At 72.3% G+C, this 14,812-nt stretch carries 13 protein-coding genes; 8 read left to right on the top strand and 5 right to left on the bottom strand.

From position 1 onward, the window contains the following. Positions 1–2: 2 nt before the first annotated feature. From ACIBK3_RS11510 to ACIBK3_RS11495, 4 genes are read left to right on the top strand one after another with little or no spacing between them, the layout of a single operon-like run. Positions 3–962 carry an ABC transporter permease gene (locus ACIBK3_RS11510; RefSeq protein ID WP_399364359.1) on the top strand — a complete coding sequence of 320 codons (960 nt, stop codon included), beginning with the start codon at positions 3–5 and terminating at the stop codon, positions 960–962. Next, positions 959–1,840: an ABC transporter permease gene (locus tag ACIBK3_RS11505; protein WP_399364357.1), complete on the top strand. Its 882-nt coding sequence runs from the start codon at positions 959–961 to the stop codon at positions 1,838–1,840. Before ACIBK3_RS11510 ends, ACIBK3_RS11505 begins: the two co-directional genes overlap by 4 nt. Continuing rightward, a complete protein-coding gene (locus ACIBK3_RS11500; protein ID WP_399364355.1) occupies positions 1,837–3,627 on the top strand; it encodes a dipeptide ABC transporter ATP-binding protein in 1,791 nt (596 codons plus the stop codon). The genes ACIBK3_RS11505 and ACIBK3_RS11500 overlap by 4 nt, the downstream gene beginning before the upstream one ends. After that, the gene (locus ACIBK3_RS11495; protein WP_399364353.1) at positions 3,624–4,550 is read left to right on the top strand and encodes an ROK family protein; all 927 of its coding nucleotides are present in this window, start codon (positions 3,624–3,626) and stop codon (positions 4,548–4,550) included. The genes ACIBK3_RS11500 and ACIBK3_RS11495 overlap by 4 nt, the downstream gene beginning before the upstream one ends. 90 nt (positions 4,551–4,640) lie before the next feature. Here ACIBK3_RS11495 and ACIBK3_RS11490 read toward each other — a convergent pair whose 3' ends face one another. Together ACIBK3_RS11490 and ACIBK3_RS11485 are read right to left on the bottom strand one after the other, a co-directional pair. Next, positions 4,641–6,134, bottom strand: coding sequence for an aromatic amino acid ammonia-lyase (locus tag ACIBK3_RS11490; RefSeq protein WP_399364351.1), 1,494 nt, complete (start codon positions 6,132–6,134; stop codon positions 4,641–4,643). Between the two features lie 10 nt (positions 6,135–6,144). Further along, complete coding sequence (locus tag ACIBK3_RS11485; RefSeq protein WP_399364349.1) at positions 6,145–7,104, bottom strand: ABC transporter substrate-binding protein; 960 nt, start codon at positions 7,102–7,104, stop codon at positions 6,145–6,147. A gap of 417 nt (positions 7,105–7,521) precedes the next feature. Between ACIBK3_RS11485 and ACIBK3_RS11480 the strand changes: the two genes are divergently transcribed. From ACIBK3_RS11480 to ACIBK3_RS11465, 4 genes are read left to right on the top strand one after another with little or no spacing between them, the layout of a single operon-like run. After that, entirely contained in the window at positions 7,522–10,545 is a 3,024-nt protein-coding gene (locus ACIBK3_RS11480; RefSeq protein WP_399364347.1) for an ATP-binding protein, read from the top strand. Continuing rightward, positions 10,542–11,018: a roadblock/LC7 domain-containing protein gene (locus ACIBK3_RS11475; RefSeq protein WP_399364345.1), complete on the top strand. Its 477-nt coding sequence runs from the start codon at positions 10,542–10,544 to the stop codon at positions 11,016–11,018. The genes ACIBK3_RS11480 and ACIBK3_RS11475 overlap by 4 nt, the downstream gene beginning before the upstream one ends. A 36-nt stretch (positions 11,019–11,054) precedes the next feature. Beyond that, positions 11,055–11,465 (top strand): DUF742 domain-containing protein, encoded by a 411-nt coding sequence (locus ACIBK3_RS11470; RefSeq protein WP_399364343.1) that lies wholly within the window; start codon positions 11,055–11,057, stop codon positions 11,463–11,465. Further along, positions 11,452–12,051 carry a GTP-binding protein gene (locus ACIBK3_RS11465; RefSeq protein WP_399364341.1) on the top strand — a complete coding sequence of 200 codons (600 nt, stop codon included), beginning with the start codon at positions 11,452–11,454 and terminating at the stop codon, positions 12,049–12,051. The genes ACIBK3_RS11470 and ACIBK3_RS11465 overlap by 14 nt, the downstream gene beginning before the upstream one ends. Before the next feature lie 61 nt (positions 12,052–12,112). On the opposite strand, the gene ACIBK3_RS11460 is transcribed toward ACIBK3_RS11465, so the two are convergent. The 3 genes from ACIBK3_RS11460 to ACIBK3_RS11450 are packed head-to-tail and all read right to left on the bottom strand — an operon-like array spanning position 12,113 to position 14,648. Next, positions 12,113–12,781, bottom strand: a complete 669-nt coding sequence (locus tag ACIBK3_RS11460; RefSeq protein WP_399364339.1) for an ABC transporter permease — start codon at positions 12,779–12,781, stop codon at positions 12,113–12,115. Further along, positions 12,778–13,494, bottom strand: a complete 717-nt coding sequence (locus ACIBK3_RS11455; protein WP_399364337.1) for an ABC transporter permease — start codon at positions 13,492–13,494, stop codon at positions 12,778–12,780. Before ACIBK3_RS11455 ends, ACIBK3_RS11460 begins: the two co-directional genes overlap by 4 nt. Beyond that, positions 13,491–14,648 carry an ABC transporter ATP-binding protein gene (locus ACIBK3_RS11450; protein ID WP_399364335.1) on the bottom strand — a complete coding sequence of 386 codons (1,158 nt, stop codon included), beginning with the start codon at positions 14,646–14,648 and terminating at the stop codon, positions 13,491–13,493. Before ACIBK3_RS11450 ends, ACIBK3_RS11455 begins: the two co-directional genes overlap by 4 nt. Positions 14,649–14,812: the final 164 nt, after the last annotated feature.

Raw genomic sequence — 14,812 nt, 5'->3', positions numbered from 1 at the left:
ACATGGACACGCTTCTCTACCTGACCCGGCGGGTCCTCCAGGCCCTGGCCGTGATCCTGATCGTGACGATCGTCGTGTTCTGCCTGTTGCACGCGCTGCCCGGGGGTCCCGCGCGCGGGATACTCGGCCCGCAGGCGACGGCCGGGCAGATCGCCGCGTTCAACCACGAACAGGGCCTGGACCGGCCGCTGCCCGTGCAGTACGCCTACTACCTGGGCACCCTCGTCCACGGTGACCTCGGAACGTCGTACACCCTCAACGAGGCCGTCTCCCGGCTGATCGAGCAACGCCTGCCGAAGACTCTGGTGCTGACGATCCTGTCCGCGCTGGCCGGGCTCCTGCTGGCGATCCCGCTCGGCATGTGGCAGGCGGTGCGCCGCAACAAGCCGGCCGACTACGTCATCACCACGCTGAGCTTCGTCGCGTACTCCACGCCCGTGTACTTCCTGGGCCTGATCCTGGTGCTGCTGTTCACCCAGACGCTGCGCTGGTTCCCCTCCCAGGCACCGCAAGGGGACACGCTGGCCCAGGTGTTCGCGAACCCGGCGGCGCTGGTGCTGCCGGTGGTCACGGGGGCCGCGTCGATGATCGCCGTGTTCAGCCGGTACATGCGGGCGGCGACCCTGGAGAACCTGTCCGAGGACTACGTCCGCACCGCGCGGGCCGGCGGCGCACGGCAGGGCGCGATTCTCTTCCGGCACGTCTTCCGCAACTCCCTCACTCCGGTCGTGGCGATGCTCGGCTACTACGTGCCCGTCCTCTTCGGCGGCGCGCTCGTCGTCGAACAGCTCTTCAACTACCCGGGGATGGGGCTGCTGTTCTGGTCCGCCGCGCAGTCCTCCGACTATCCGGTGCTGCTCGGCTGCGTCCTCGTCATCTCCGTCGCGACGGTCGTGGGCACGCTGCTCGCGGACGTCGTGCAGCGGATCGTCGATCCCCGAGTGAAGGCGGGCCGAGCGTGAGCGCCGTACTGCACACGACCGTCGTCGCGGAACCGGTCGCGGGCTACCGCCTGTCCCTGCGCAGGTTCGCCCGCAACAGGCTCGCCGTGGCGGGACTCGCGGTGGTCGTCCTGTTCCTGCTGTTCTGCTTCGTCGGTCCGCTGCTGTACTCCACCGACCAGACCCACACCGACCTCACCCAGGTCAACCTCGCACCGGGCGCTGCGCATCTGCTCGGCACCGACGCCGTCGGGCACGACGAGCTCGGGCGGCTGATGTACGGCGGGAAGATCTCGCTGCTGGTGGGGCTGGCTTCCGGGCTGCTCGCCACCGTCATCGGCACGCTGTGGGGCGCCGTCGCGGGGTACGCGGGCGGCTGGGTGGACGCGGTGATGATGCGGGTCGTGGACGCCGGGATCGCGATCCCCGCGCTGTTCATCCTGCTGGTGGTCTCCGCGATCACCTCGCCGGGCGCCCTCGGTCTGATCGTGATCCTCGGCCTGGTGTCCTGGCTGGTCCCCTCGCGGCTGGTCCGGGCGGAGACGCTCACGCTGAAGAACCGTGACTACGTGCTGACGCTGCGCGCGACCGGCGGTACGCACGGCCGGGCGATCCTGAGGCACATCCTGCCCAACTCGGTGTCGACGATCGTCGTCGCGGCCACCTTCCAGGTCGCCGACGCGATCCTGCTCGTCGCGTACGTGTCGTATCTCGGCCTCGGTGTCCAGCCGCCGTCGACGGACTGGGGCGGCATGCTGTCGGCCGGTCTGACGGCCGCGTACTCCGGGCGCTGGTGGCTGATCGTTCCGCCCGGTCTCGCGATCATCCTCGTCGTGTGCGCGTTCAACGCGATCGGCGACGGGCTGCGCGACGCCTTCGACGTGAGGGGACGCGCATGAACATCCTCGGCATCGAGGACCTCTCGGTCACCTTCACGACGGACACGGGCGATGTGCCCGCCGTCGGCGGGGTGTCGCTGCACGTCCGGCCCGGGGAGACCCTCGCCCTGGTCGGCGAGTCCGGGTCCGGCAAGTCGACGGTGGCGCTCGCCGCGATGGGACTGCTGCCGGGCAACGCGCGGGTGTCGGGGCGGGTGACCGTCGACGGTACCCAGATCGTCGGAGCCGGTGAGGCGGAACTGGCGCGGCTGCGCGGCCGTACCGCGTCGATGGTCTTCCAGGAGCCGGCCAGCGCGCTGGACCCGCTGACGCGGATCGGCAGGCAGATCGCGGAAGTGATCCGCAACCACCGGCCCGCCTCGCGCGCGGAGGCCTCCCGGGAGGCGGTGGAACTCCTGCGCAAGGTCGGCATCCCCGAGCCGGAACGGCGGGCGTCCGCGTTCCCGTTCCAGCTGTCGGGCGGGCAGCGGCAGCGGGTCGTCATCGCCATGGCGATCGCCAACTCGCCGAGCCTGCTGATCGCGGACGAGCCGACCACCGCGCTCGACGTCACCGTCCAGGCCGAGATCCTCGACCTGCTACGGGGGTTGGCGGCCGACTCGGGCACGGGCGTCCTGCTCGTCACGCACAACATGGGTGTGGTCGCCGACTTCGCCGACCGGGTGGCCGTGATGCTGCGGGGCGAGGTGGTGGAGACCGGGTCGGTGGAGGAGGTCCTGCTGCGCCCGACGCACGAGTACACGCAGCGGCTGCTGGCGGCGGTACCGCGGCTGAAGGTGGGCGGGGAGGGGGCTGTGCCGGCCGGCGAGGATGACCCTGCCCCGGCCGACGGGGAGGGCGCCACCCAGACCGACGCGGAGCGGGCCACCCCGGTCGGCGGGAAGCAGGCCACCCCAGCCGGCACGGAACGAGCCACCCAGGTGGCCGGGAGGGGTTCGGTTCCGGTTGCCGGTGACGAGAGGGCGGCCCCTCCCGTGGTCCGACTCCGGGACGTGGCCGTGCACTTCGGCCGGGGCCCGCGTGCCGTACGCGCCCTCGACGGGGTGTCGCTCGACGTCCGGCCCGGCGAAACCGTCGGGCTGGTCGGCGAGTCCGGGTCGGGCAAGTCGACGGCGGCCAGGGTCGCCCTCGGGCTCGTCCCGCCGGGCTCCGGCACGGTGTCCCTGTTCGGGAGTGATCTCGGGCGGACCCGGGGCCGGGCGCGCCGGGCGCTGCTCTCCGGGGTGGGCGTGGTGCTCCAGGATCCGGTGGCCTCGCTGGACGCGCGCATGAGTGTGGCGGAGTGCGTGGCCGAGCCGTTGCGGACGCACCGGCGGGGCATGCCGGCGGCCGAACGGCGGGAGCGGGTCGCCGACGCGCTCGAACTCGTACGGCTGCCGAGGGAGTTGGCGAGGCGGGGGCCGCGTGAGCTGTCCGGTGGGCAGCGGCAGCGGGTGAGTCTCGCCCGGGCGCTGGTGCTGCGGCCGCGGCTGCTGGTGGCGGACGAGCCGACGAGCGCGCTCGACGTGAGTGTGCAGCGGACGGTTCTGGAGGTGATCGCCGAGTTGCGGCGCGAGTTGGGGTTCGCCTGCCTGTTCGTGTCGCACGACCTGGCCGTGGTGCAGGAGTTCGCCCAGCGGGTCGTCGTGATGCGCGCGGGCCGAGTGGAGGAACAGGGGCCGACCATGTCCACCCTGCTGCACCCGGAGACGGAGTACACACGCCGGCTCATCGCCGCCGTACCGGTACCGGACCCGGTGCTGCAACGGCGTCGGCGGGCGGCGGACCGGGCGGGGGCCACCGCGTGACGCACACGGTCGCCGGTGTCGACATCGGGGGGACCACGACCCATGTGGCGTTGTGCGAGGAGGACTTGACCGTCGTCGACCGGCTGGAGGTGCCGACCCCGGCGGCCGAGGGCGGCACGGCGATGGTCGGGGCCGCCCTGGACGCCGTACGCCTGCTGCTGGAACGGGCGTCGGGCGTACGGCTGCTCGGGGTCGGGGTCGGCGCGGCCGGGGTGGTGGACGCGCGGGCCGGGCGGGTCCTGGTGGCCAGCGACTCCTTCCGCGGCTGGGCCGGGTTCGCGGTGACGGCCGCGGTCGAGGAGGCACTGGGCGTGCCCGCGTTCCTGGACAACGACGTCAACGCGTTCCTGCGCGGCGAGACGGCGGCCGGCGCGGTCGCCGGCGAGCCGCATGTGCTCGGAATGACGCTGGGCACGGGGGTGGGCGGGGCGCTGTGGCTGGACGGGGCGCTGTACGACGGACCGCACGGCGCGGCGGGTGAGATCGGGCATGTGCCGGGCTTCGGCGGGCTGCCGTGCACCTGCGGCGGCCGGGGACACCTGGAGACGCTGGCGTCGGGGCGGGCGATCGAGGCCCGTTACGGGGAGCGCACCGGCCGTTCGCTGAGCGCGCGGGAGGTGGCGGGGGCGGCGGGCGCGGACGATCCGGAGGCGCTCGCCGTGTACGAGGGTGCGGGCGCCGCGGTGGCCCGGGCGCTGCTGATGACGGCGGGCCTGCTGGATGTCACGACCTTCGTCGTCGGCGGCGGCGTCAGCCGGTCCTGGTCACTCCTCGAACCGGCGATCCGGCGAACGCTCACCACCGAACCCCCCGTCAGCGGGCACCCGGTGCGGGTACTGCCCGCGCTGCTCGGCCAGGACGCGGTGGCGATCGGCGCGGCGGCACGGGCCCGGGCCGAACTCGGCACGGGGGTCCACCACTGAACCGCCTACCGCCGGGGTTCAGGGTCCACCACTGAACCGGCTACCGCCGTGGTTCTCGGCACCGGCCGAGACGACGGGAGCGCGCTCCGCCTACAACTCCGCCAGCGCCGGCAGCAGTTCCGTCGCCGCCGTCACGTCTCCCGCCAGCGGACGGTCCTCGGTGCCGGAGGGCAGGGCGGCGGCGGCCAGGGTGAAGGGGGCGAGGTTCGGGGGCGCGGCGAGCATGCGCACGGCCCGTACGGCGGTGACGAGTTCGCAGGCCAGGACCGTGCCGTAGGCCGCCGTCGCGCGCAGGGTCTGGCGGGCCGCCTGGGAGGCGAAGCTGGCCGCCTCCTCCAGGCCCTGGGACACGACCGCGTGACCGGCAGAGGCGGGAGTGGCGCATGAGCGGAGGTCGGCGAGGGCCGAGTTGGCGGTGTACTCCAGGATCATCGTGCCCGAGCTGCTCGCCGGGCCCGCCGTGAGGTACGGGGGCAGGCCGGTGAGGTCGGAGCGGCCGAGCGCGGCCAGGCGGGCGACGGAGAGCTGCGCGGTCTGCAGTACGGCCAGGTTGAGACCGTCCAGGGCGAGGCCGAGGGGCGCGGCGTAGAAGCCGCCGTGGTGGTAGGCGGCCGTGCCGTCGGGGGCCATCAGCGGGTTCTCCGACGGGCAGTTGATCTCGACCTCGACGATCCGCCGGAGCGCGTCGGCGGCGTCCAGGGCACAGCCGTGCGCCTGCGGGAAGGCACGGAAGCCGAACGGGTCCTGGATCCGGCGGGGTGCCGGCGGTACGCGGTCCAGGAGCCGCCGTATCTCCGCCGCGGCCCTGGCCGGACCGGGGTAGGGGCGCAAGGCGTGCACGGGGGCGGCGTAGGCCTCCGGTGAGCCGGAGACCGCGACCAGGGACAGGGCCGTCACGGCGTGCGAGGCCCGCAGCAGGACGTCGAGGCCGTGGCAGGCGAGGGCGGCCTGGCCGAGGGTGAGGGCGTTGCTGCTGAGGAGGGCGAGTGTGTCGCCGGGCTCCGGTGTGACGGGGGTCGGCAGACCCTGCCCGAGGTCTCCGAGCCAGGGGGACTCGCCGATCAGGGTGAGACCGGTCTGGGCCAGGGCGGTCAGGTCGGCGGTGCCGAGGCCGCCGTACTCGTTGACCGCGGGGTGCACACCGAGCCGCAGTGCCGCGACGAGCGCGTCGACGAAGGCGGGCTGGATGCCGGAGCCGCCGGCGAGGAGCTGGTTGGCGCGGACCGCGAGCATCGCCCGTACCTGGCGGGCCGGCAGCAGCGCTCCGGCGCCGCCGGCGTGGCTGCGCAGCAGCCGCAGGCCGTGCCGGCGCTCGTCGTCCGTGGTGACCGGCACCGACCGGTGGGCGCCGACGCCGGTGCCGCGCCCGTAGAGGCGCCCGGTGGCGGCGAGGCGCCGGCCGGTGTGCCACGACCGCTCCGCCCGGACGCGGGCCTCGGCCGGCAGGACAGGGACGACGGCGTCGGCGGCGCCGTCCGCGAGGCGTACGAGGGTGCCGACGTCGAGCGTGGTGCCGTCGAGGACGGCGCGGGTGCCCCCCGCCGGTGAGGGCACCCGCGCCGGTCCGTCAGCCGTCGCGTCCAAGGTGCGGACGTCAGCTCAGGCCGGCCGACTTCAGCCAGGCCTTGGCGACGTCGAGCGGGTCCTTGTTCTCGAGCTGCACCTTGGAGTCCATGTCCAGCAGCGACTTCGTGTCCAGCTTGGCCGAGACCTCGTTGAGGGCGGCGACGCCCTCCTGGGAGAGGCCGGACTTGTACACCAGCGGGGTCACGTTCGCGAAGCCGAAGAGGTTCTTCGGGTCCTGGAGGACGACGAACTTCTCCTTGACGATGGTCGGGTCCGTCGTGAAGATGTCCGCGGCCTGCACGGTGTTCTTCGTCAGCGCCGCCTGGGTCAGCGGGCCGCCCGCGTCCAGCGCCTTGAAGGACTTGAACTTCAGGCCGTACTCCGACTGAAGACCCACCAGGCCCTGCTGCCGGGTCTGGAACTCCGGCGAACCGCCGATGGTCAGCTTCGGGGCGATGGCCTTGAGGTCCGCGAGCGTGGACTGCCCGGTCAGGTTGTACTGCTTCGCGGTCTCGACGTTGAGGCTGACGGAGTCCTTGTCCTCGGCGGGCGCCGACTCCAGCAGCGTCAGCTTCGGGTCGAGCTTGGCCTTCGCGGTGGCGTTCACGGCCGCCGCCGACTTCTGCTCCGCCTTCGGGTCCAGGTAGGCGAGCAGCGAGCCGTTGTACTCCGGAAGTACCGTCACAGAGCCGTTCTTCAGCAGGCCGTAGGTGGTCTCCCGGCTGCCGATGTTCGGCTTGTAGGAGACCTCGATGCCCTTGGCCTTCAGGGCCTCGCCGTAGATGTCGGCGATCAGGATGCTCTCGGGGAAGTTGTTGGAGCCGACGACGACCGTGCCGCCCTTCGCGGTGTTCTCGGCGAGCGGGTCGGACTTGTCGTCGGAGGAGGAGGAACATCCCGCCAGCAGGGCAGTGGCGGCGGCGAGCGCGAGGGCGGCCACGCCGGTTCGTCTCCTGAGGGGCCTGCTGTGTGCGGCGTAGGAAGTCACGATTTCCGTTCCGGACTCTGGGGGTTGCTCGGAAGCTCTTGCGCTGATCCAATCCAGCGGGTTCTTGGTCAGTCAAGAGCAGCCTGGTCACCGATTGGCCTCAATACCTGATCGGTCGTGAAGGGAAGGCGGACAGGATCGCCACCGAACCCGCCCACCGTGGACGAGTCGTGATGGATTCTTGACGCAGGGGGGCACGATCGGGCGATGGACGAGGCTGTAGTCTCGCGGAAGTTGGCGCCGGTCACAGTGGCGTGCGGGGGCCGCATCGGTGTTGTCTAGTGTCTCTGGTCCCAAATTTCTGGTCCTATGTCTCTGGTCCTATGTCTCTAGTCCCACACCACACCGCCCCGCATCGATCAGAAGCGGTCACGTGTAGTTCTTCGCGCGCCGTAAGACACCCACGAAGGAGGCCAGGTGTCCACGACCGAGGTGGGCGCAGCTGCCCAGCCGGCACCGCCGTCGGCCCGGGGTGACGCATCCGCCGTACGGGGCGTACGGCGACTACGGGCGTTCGCGGACCGCTGGACGTTCCGCCGCAAACTCAACGTCCTGGTCGGTGTGCCGCTGGCCGTGGTGGCCGTGCTGCTCGCCTATCTGATCGCCGACCAGGTGGGCCAGGCCCGGGACGCGGACTCCGCCGCCCAGTTGGTCCGGGACAGCGCGCAGGTCGCGGAGCTGGTCGACCGGGTGGAGACCGAGCACCAGCAGGCCATCCTGCTGTCCGTACGGCACGAGGCCGCGTCCGCGGGGGCCCGCCCCTCCTCCGGCGACTACCGCAAGGCGCAGGCCGCGGTCGACCTGCAGGCCGCGAAAGTACGCGACGCCTTCGGCGACCGGCTGCCGGACACCGAGGCGCAGGCACTGCGGGAGATCAACGGCCTGTCGAGTCTGCGCGCCACCATCGAGCAGGGCTATCTGCCCGCCGACAACATCGACCCGGCCTACACCAACGCCTCCGAGGGCCTCATCGACGGCCTCGGCCTGGACCACAACGAGGCCCTCGCCGGCACCTTCACCGGCAACCTGCTCGACTCCCTGCTGCGCGCCGACGCCGCCCACAGCGCCTTCGAGACGGCCGTCTTCTCCGCGCGCACCGGTGACAGCAACGCCCAGATCGAGTTCATCGGCGCGGTCGGCTTCGAGAACGAGTACAACCAGCAGGCCGACCGCTTCGCCCGGTTCGCGACCGAGGCCCAGGCGGACGAGCTGGGCGGGATCGAACACAACAGCGCGCAGGCCACCATCGGCCGGCACTACGCCGAGCTCCAGATCGACCCGGGCAACCTGCAGGCCTCGACGCCCACGCAGATCCGCGAGGCCTTCACCGAGGCGCTCGGCTCCTACCCCGACTACCGGCTCCAGTCGGAGACCCGGCTGCGGATCACCGCGTCCCTCATCGGCCAGATCGCCGACCGCGCCGAGGCCGCCTCCAGCGAGGCCGCCTGGCGCGCGGGACTGCTGCTGGGTCTGGCGCTGTTCGGCTTCGCCGTGTGGATCGCCTTCGCGGTCGTCGTACGGCGCTCCGTGGTGCGCCCGGTGCAGGCGCTGACCGGTGCCGCACGGCAGGTCGCCGACGTCGCCGGGCGTGAGCTCGCCCGGGTCGCCGACGACGACGCCGAGGACACCGCGCCGCCGCGGCTGCGCGAGGTGCCGGTGACCGCCGAGGACGAGATCGGCGACCTCGCCGAGGCCTTCAACCACGTCCAGACCACCGCCGCCGCGCTGCTGGAGCGGCAGGTGCTCAGCCGGCGCAACGTCGCCGAGATGTTCGGCAACGTGGGCCGCCGGGTCAGCAACCTCACCACGCGGCAGCTCGCGCTGATCGACGCGGTGGAACGGGGCGAGACCGACCCCGCGCTGCTGGAACGGCTGTACTCCATCGACCACATCGCGGTCCGGCTGCGCCGCAACGCGGACAGCCTGATGCTGCTCGCCGGCATCCGCGAGACGGTCCTCGACTCCGGACCGCTCGCGCTCACCAACGTCGTACGGGCCGCGCTGGGCCAGATCGAGGGCTTCCAGCGAGTGCACCTGCGGGCCGCGACCGAGGTCATGGTCGAGCCCGACATCATCGGCGACCTCACGCTGATGGTGGCCGAACTGGTCGAGAACGCCGTGTCGTTCTCGCCCGTCGGCAGCCCCGTCGAGGTGACGGTCAGCGACAGCGCGGAGGGTGCGCTGGTCGTGGTCGCCGACCACGGGCTCGGGATGAGCGCGGAACGGCTCGCCGAGGAGAACGCCCGCCTGATCCGCCGCGAACGCCTCGACGTCGTCCCGACGAAGGTCCTCGGCCTGTTCGTGGTCGGCACGCTGGCCCGCCGCTGGGAGGTGGGCGTCACGTTGTCCCGCACCCCGGGGGGCGGCGTCACGGCCGAGGTCATCATCCCGTCCTCCTTGCTGCTGACGATGAGCCCGGTGACGGTGGCCGCGTCGGGAGCTTCGGCGAAGAGGGAGGCGGTGGGCTCCGGGGACTCGGACACCGGGCTCACGGGGAGCGGCGCGGGCTCGGCCACGGTTTCGGGCGCGGGTGCGGCAGCCGGGTCAGGCTCGGGTACGGCGTCTCTCCCGGGCTCGCCCCTCGGTGCGGGTACCGGCTCAGGTGTCGGCTCCGGCTCAGGTGTCGGCTCCGGTGTCGATGCCGGCTCTGCCGCCGGCTCGGTCTCATACACGAGTTCCTACGCGGAGTCGCTCCCGTACACGGCGGAAGCCGGAGGCTCGACGCCGGCCTCGACCGGCCACCCGAGCGCGGCCGACGCACGGCCCGCCGGCACATCCCACGACGGCCCGGCCCCGCTCCCCCGCAGAGTGCCCCAGCGCGACAACGGGCCGACCGGCGCGTCGTCCCCCGGCTCGGCCCACGGCTCCGCCACCCCCGGCGCCCCGGCCGCAGCGGCCGGCTCCGGCCCGCTCGCCCCGGCCACGCCCGGCCCGGACATCACCGCGGCCGCCTCCGGCACGTCCGCCACCCCGGGCGGCGAACCGTCCCGCACCGACCACGCCGACGGCTCCGACGCCCCCTTCATCCCCCGTGCCCGCGGCGGTGAGACGGCATCCGTACCGTCGGCCGTCGCCGAAGGGCCGGTGCCCGCGGGCCCGTTCCCGGGTGGTGACGGAGCGCGCCCCCTGCGTCGCCGCGTCCGGGGAGCGACCCTGCGTACGACGTTCGGGGCCGACTCCGATCAGCAGGTCGCGCGCCGGTCCGCGCCCCGGCCCGCCGACGCGGACGCCGTACGGGCCGCGCTCGACGAGTTCGAGGCGGCCGTGGAGCGCGCCCACCGCGACAGCGAGGCCGAGGACACGGGCACGCACCGGACCCTTCCCGACGAGGACACCGTCACCACCCCGCCCCCCGTGCCCCGCGCCGGCGGACCCGCACCCGACCCCCCGCACCAGCACCACCACCAGCACCACCACTCCCCGGAAGGAGCGGAGCAGTGAGCACGTCGACAGGTGACACTCCGGCCCGAGGCAACACGCCGGCCGAACTGCAGGCCGCGGCAGCCGACTTCACCTGGCTGTTGAATCGTTTCGCCACCGAGACGGCGGGCGTCGTCGACGCCATCGCCGTCTCCTCCGACGGGCTGCTCATCGCCGTGTCCGAGCTGCGCGAGCACGCCGACTCCGAGCGGCTCGCGGCGATCGTCTCCGGCATCACCAGCCTGGCCGCCGGGGCCTCCGGCAACTACGGCCTGGGCGGCCTCAACAAGGTCATCATCGATCTGGAGGGCGGCCATGTGCTGGTCTCGGCGATCGGCAGCGGCGCCGTTCTCGGCGTGGTCACCGACAAGGAGGCCAAGCTCGGCAACATCGCGTACGAGATGACGCTGTTCGCCAACCGGGCCGGTGCCGCGCTCAGCCCGCAGCTCGTGCTCGAACTGAAGAACAGCGTCGGCGTCGCTTCGAAGCGCTGACCGGGCGCCGCCCGGCCGAGGAGAAAGACACAACCCATGGCGGAAACACCCCCGGGTCCGGACCCGGCCGGCCCCGTTCCCGCCGTACGGCCGTTCCTGGTCACCGCCGGCCGGGTGGCACCCAGCGCGAACGGCCGGACGATGCCCGTCGAGACCCAGGTGGTGGCCACCGCCGAGGGACTCGAGGTGCTCGACCGGCTCTCCTTCGAACAGCACGACATCGTCGCCGCCTGCCGGCAGCCGCAGTCCATCGCGGAGATCGCGGCCCGGCTGCGGCTGCACCTCAACGTGGTCCGCATCCTCGCGGAGGACCTGCGCGCGGCGGGGCAGCTGACGGTGCACGTGCCCGACACCGGCGTCATTCGCGACGCGTCCGTCCTGCGAAGGGTTATCGATGGCCTGCGGGCCATCCCCGACTCCCGAGGGGTTCCCCGTGACACCGACTGAACCGGCCATCCGCCCCGCGGCCGCGCAGGCCGCCGTAAGACCACCCCTGCCGGTCAAGATGGTGATCGCGGGCGGCTTCGGCGTGGGCAAGACCACCGCCGTGGGTTCGATCTCCGAGATCGAGCCGCTGACCACCGAGGCCGCGATCACCGAGGTCGCGGCGGGCGTGGACGACCTCAGCCACACCCCCCGCAAGACCACGACCACGGTCGCCATGGACTTCGGCTGCATCACCATCGACCCGACCCTGAAGCTGTACCTGTTCGGCACGCCCGGGCAGGAGCGGTTCGGGTTCATGTGGGACGACCTCGTCGAGGGCGCGCTCGGCGGTCTCGTCATCGTGGACACCCGCCGCCTCGACGACTGCTACGCCGCCGTCGACTACTTCGAGCACAAGCAGATCCCGTTCGCGGTGGCCGTCAACGCCTTCGACGGCAGGGTGGAGCACACCCTGGAGGAGGTCCGCTGGGCGCTCGACGTCAACGACCGTGTCCCACTGGTGGTGTTCGACGCCCGCGAGCGCGGCTCGGTGCGCGACGCCCTGCTCGTCGTACTGGAACAGGCACTGGCCCGTACCGAGGGCTGAGAGACGGCAAACGGGCCCGGGACGGTGTGTCCCGGGCCCGCGTGCGTGCGCGTGCGGGAGATCAGCCGCTGCGGCGTACTCCAGGCGACACCACGAACCGGTTCAGCGCCCAGAACAGTCCGAGCGTCACCAGTGCCATCGCGGCGACCAGGGTGGCGCCGCCGACGACCTTCTCGTAGTTGCGCTGGTAGAGACCGTCGACGATGTACCGGCCGAGGCCGCCGAGGGAGACGTACGCGGCGATGGTGGCCGTCGAGACGATCTGGATGGCCGCCGAGCGCAGGCCGCTGAGGATCAGCGGGAGGGCGACGGGCAGCTCCACCTGGAACAGGATGCGGGACTCGTGCATGCCCATGCCGCGGGCCGCGTCCACCGGGGACGGGTCGACGGAACGCATCGCCTCGTAGGTGGTGACCAGGATCGGCGGGATGGCGAGAACGACCAGCGGGATCATCACCGGCAGCAGGCCGAGGCCGAGGATGACGAACATCAGCACCAGCAGACCGAAGCTGGGCAGGGCGCGGGCGGCGGTGGCGATGGACGCCAGCGCGTTGCCGCCGCGGCCGGTGTGCCCGGTCAGCAGGCCGACGGGGAGGCCGATCGCGGCGGCGATGGCGAGCGCGAGGACGGAGTAGCCGACGTGCTCGCCCAGCCGGGTGGGGATGCCGTCGTAGCCCTTCCAGTGGGCGCCGTCGCTGAAGAACGCGTTGATGAAGTGCAGGACGTTCACTTGACCGCATCCTCCAGGGCGAGTGTGGCCGGTTCGGGCCGGGCCACGGCCGCCTTCGGTTTCCTCCGGCGGGAGCCGCTCGGCATCCACGGCGTCAGCAGCACCCGCAGGCCCACCAGCAGGGCATCCAGGACGATCGCCAGGACGGCCGTGGTGACCACGGAGTTCACGGCGAGTTCGGACCGGTGGTAGAACATCGCGTCGGCGAGCAGGTTGCCGAGCGCGCCCTGGTTGCCGATGAGAGTGCCGACGCTGACGAGGCTGACGCTGGAGACGACCGCGATACGCAGTCCCGCGATGATGGCGGGCACCGCGATCGGCAGCTGCACCTGGACGTAGCGGCGTACGGGCCCGAAGCCCATGGCGGTGGCGGCGGCCAGGGTCTCCTGCGGCACCGACCGCACACCGTCCACGATCGCCGGGACCAGCACCACCAGGCTGTAGACGCCCAGCGGGATCATCACGGTGAGCTCGGTCTGGCCGGTGTAGTCGATGAGGACGACGAAGAAGGCCAGCGAGGGGATGGCGTACAGCACGGTCGTCACCCACAGCACGGGCGGGTACAGCCAGCGGAACCGCACGCACAGCTGGGCCAGCGGCAGCGCGCACACCAGCCCGAACAGGACCGGCAGCAGGGCCTCGCGCAGATGCAGGCCGATCAGGCCGAGCCAGCTGTGCTGGAGGTCGCTGGGGATGTCGAAGAAGCCGCTCATCCGACGGCCTTGGTGACCTGGGTGGCGCGGGCGGCCTGCTCGGCCTCGCGTCCTTCGGCGTGGGCGCCGCGGATCGCCTCGGCGATGGTCTGCTGGGAGACCACCCCGGCGGCCCGGCCCTCGGCGTCCACGGCGACCGCCCAGCCGGTGGGCGAGAGCACCGCGCAGTCCAGGGCGGCCCGCAGCGAGTCGGTCCCGGCGACGAACGGCCGCCCGTGGGAGAGGAGTTGCTCCGCCCTGATGTCCCCGGCGGTCAGCCGGTCCGGCTCGCCCCAGCCGAGGGGCCTGCCCTCCAGATCCGTCACCAGGAGGTAGGGGGCCGCGGACGTGTCACGGGTGGCGATCTGCTCGGCGGTCGAGTCGACCGCGACGATCGGCGCGGTCTGCAGCTCCAGACCGGCGGAGGGGAAGAAGGACAGCCGCCGGATGCCGCGGTCCGCGCCGAGGAAGTCCTCGACGAACTCGTCCGCGGGATGCGACAGCAGCTCGGCGGGCGGCGCGAACTGGGCGAGCTTGCCGCCGGTACGCATCACGGCGACCATCGTGCCGATCTTGACGGCCTCGTCGATGTCGTGCGTGACGAAGACGATCGTCTTGCCCAACTCGTCCTGAATGCGCAGGAGTTCATCCTGCAGACCCTTGCGGACGACGGGGTCGACGGCGGAGAACGGCTCGTCCATGAGCAGCACCGGCGGATCGGCGGCCAGGGCGCGTGCCACACCGACGCGCTGCTGCTGGCCGCCGGAGAGCTGGTACGGGTACCGCTTGGCGAGCGTGGCGTCGAGCCCCACCCGCTCCATCAGTTCCGTGGCCCGGGCCCGCGCCTTCTCCTTGCCCCAGCCCAGCATGCGGGGCACGGTGGCGATGTTGTCGACGATCGTGCGGTGCTGGAAGAGACCGGCGTTCTGGATGACGTACCCCATGGACCGGCGCAGCGTGTTCACGGGCTGCTGCGTGATGTCCTTGCCGTCGAGGAGGATGGTCCCCTCGCTCGGCTCGACCATCCGGTTGATCATGCGCAGGGTCGTCGTCTTCCCGCAGCCCGAGGGCCCGACGAGGACGGTGATCGAGCGGTCGGGAATCTCCAACGAGAGCCGGTCGACCGCCACCGTGCCGTCCGGGTACCGCTTGGTGACTGAATCTATCCGTATCAAAGCGCCGAATACCCTCCGGGTCTGGCGGGAATTGCCCGCTCTCGGCCAGTCGTGCGAGCCGCTGGGGGGAGAGTCTAGACGGCTTGTGTTGCGGTGGATCGAAGGGCTTGGCGGCCCGCAGCGGCTGCCGCCTGCCCCGCTGGTCATGACGCGCCGTCGCGCGG

It is taken from the genome of Streptomyces sp. NPDC050287, assembly GCF_044459385.1.
Taxonomy (GTDB): Bacteria; Actinomycetota; Actinomycetes; order Streptomycetales; family Streptomycetaceae; genus Streptomyces.
The sequence above is the reverse complement of the archived record's forward strand: the minus strand, read 5'-3'. Positions and strand labels throughout refer to the sequence as shown.

Coding starts and splice junctions, on each gene's coding strand:
- ACIBK3_RS11500 (WP_399364355.1), top strand. CDS start 1,837: ATGAACATCCTCGGCATCGAGGACCTCTCGGTCACCTTCACGACGGAC.
- ACIBK3_RS11470 (WP_399364343.1), top strand. CDS start 11,055: ATGGCGGAAACACCCCCGGGTCCGGACCCGGCCGGCCCCGTTCCCGCC.
- ACIBK3_RS11455 (WP_399364337.1), bottom strand. CDS start 13,494: ATGAGCGGCTTCTTCGACATCCCCAGCGACCTCCAGCACAGCTGGCTC.
- ACIBK3_RS11510 (WP_399364359.1), top strand. CDS start 3: ATGGACACGCTTCTCTACCTGACCCGGCGGGTCCTCCAGGCCCTGGCC.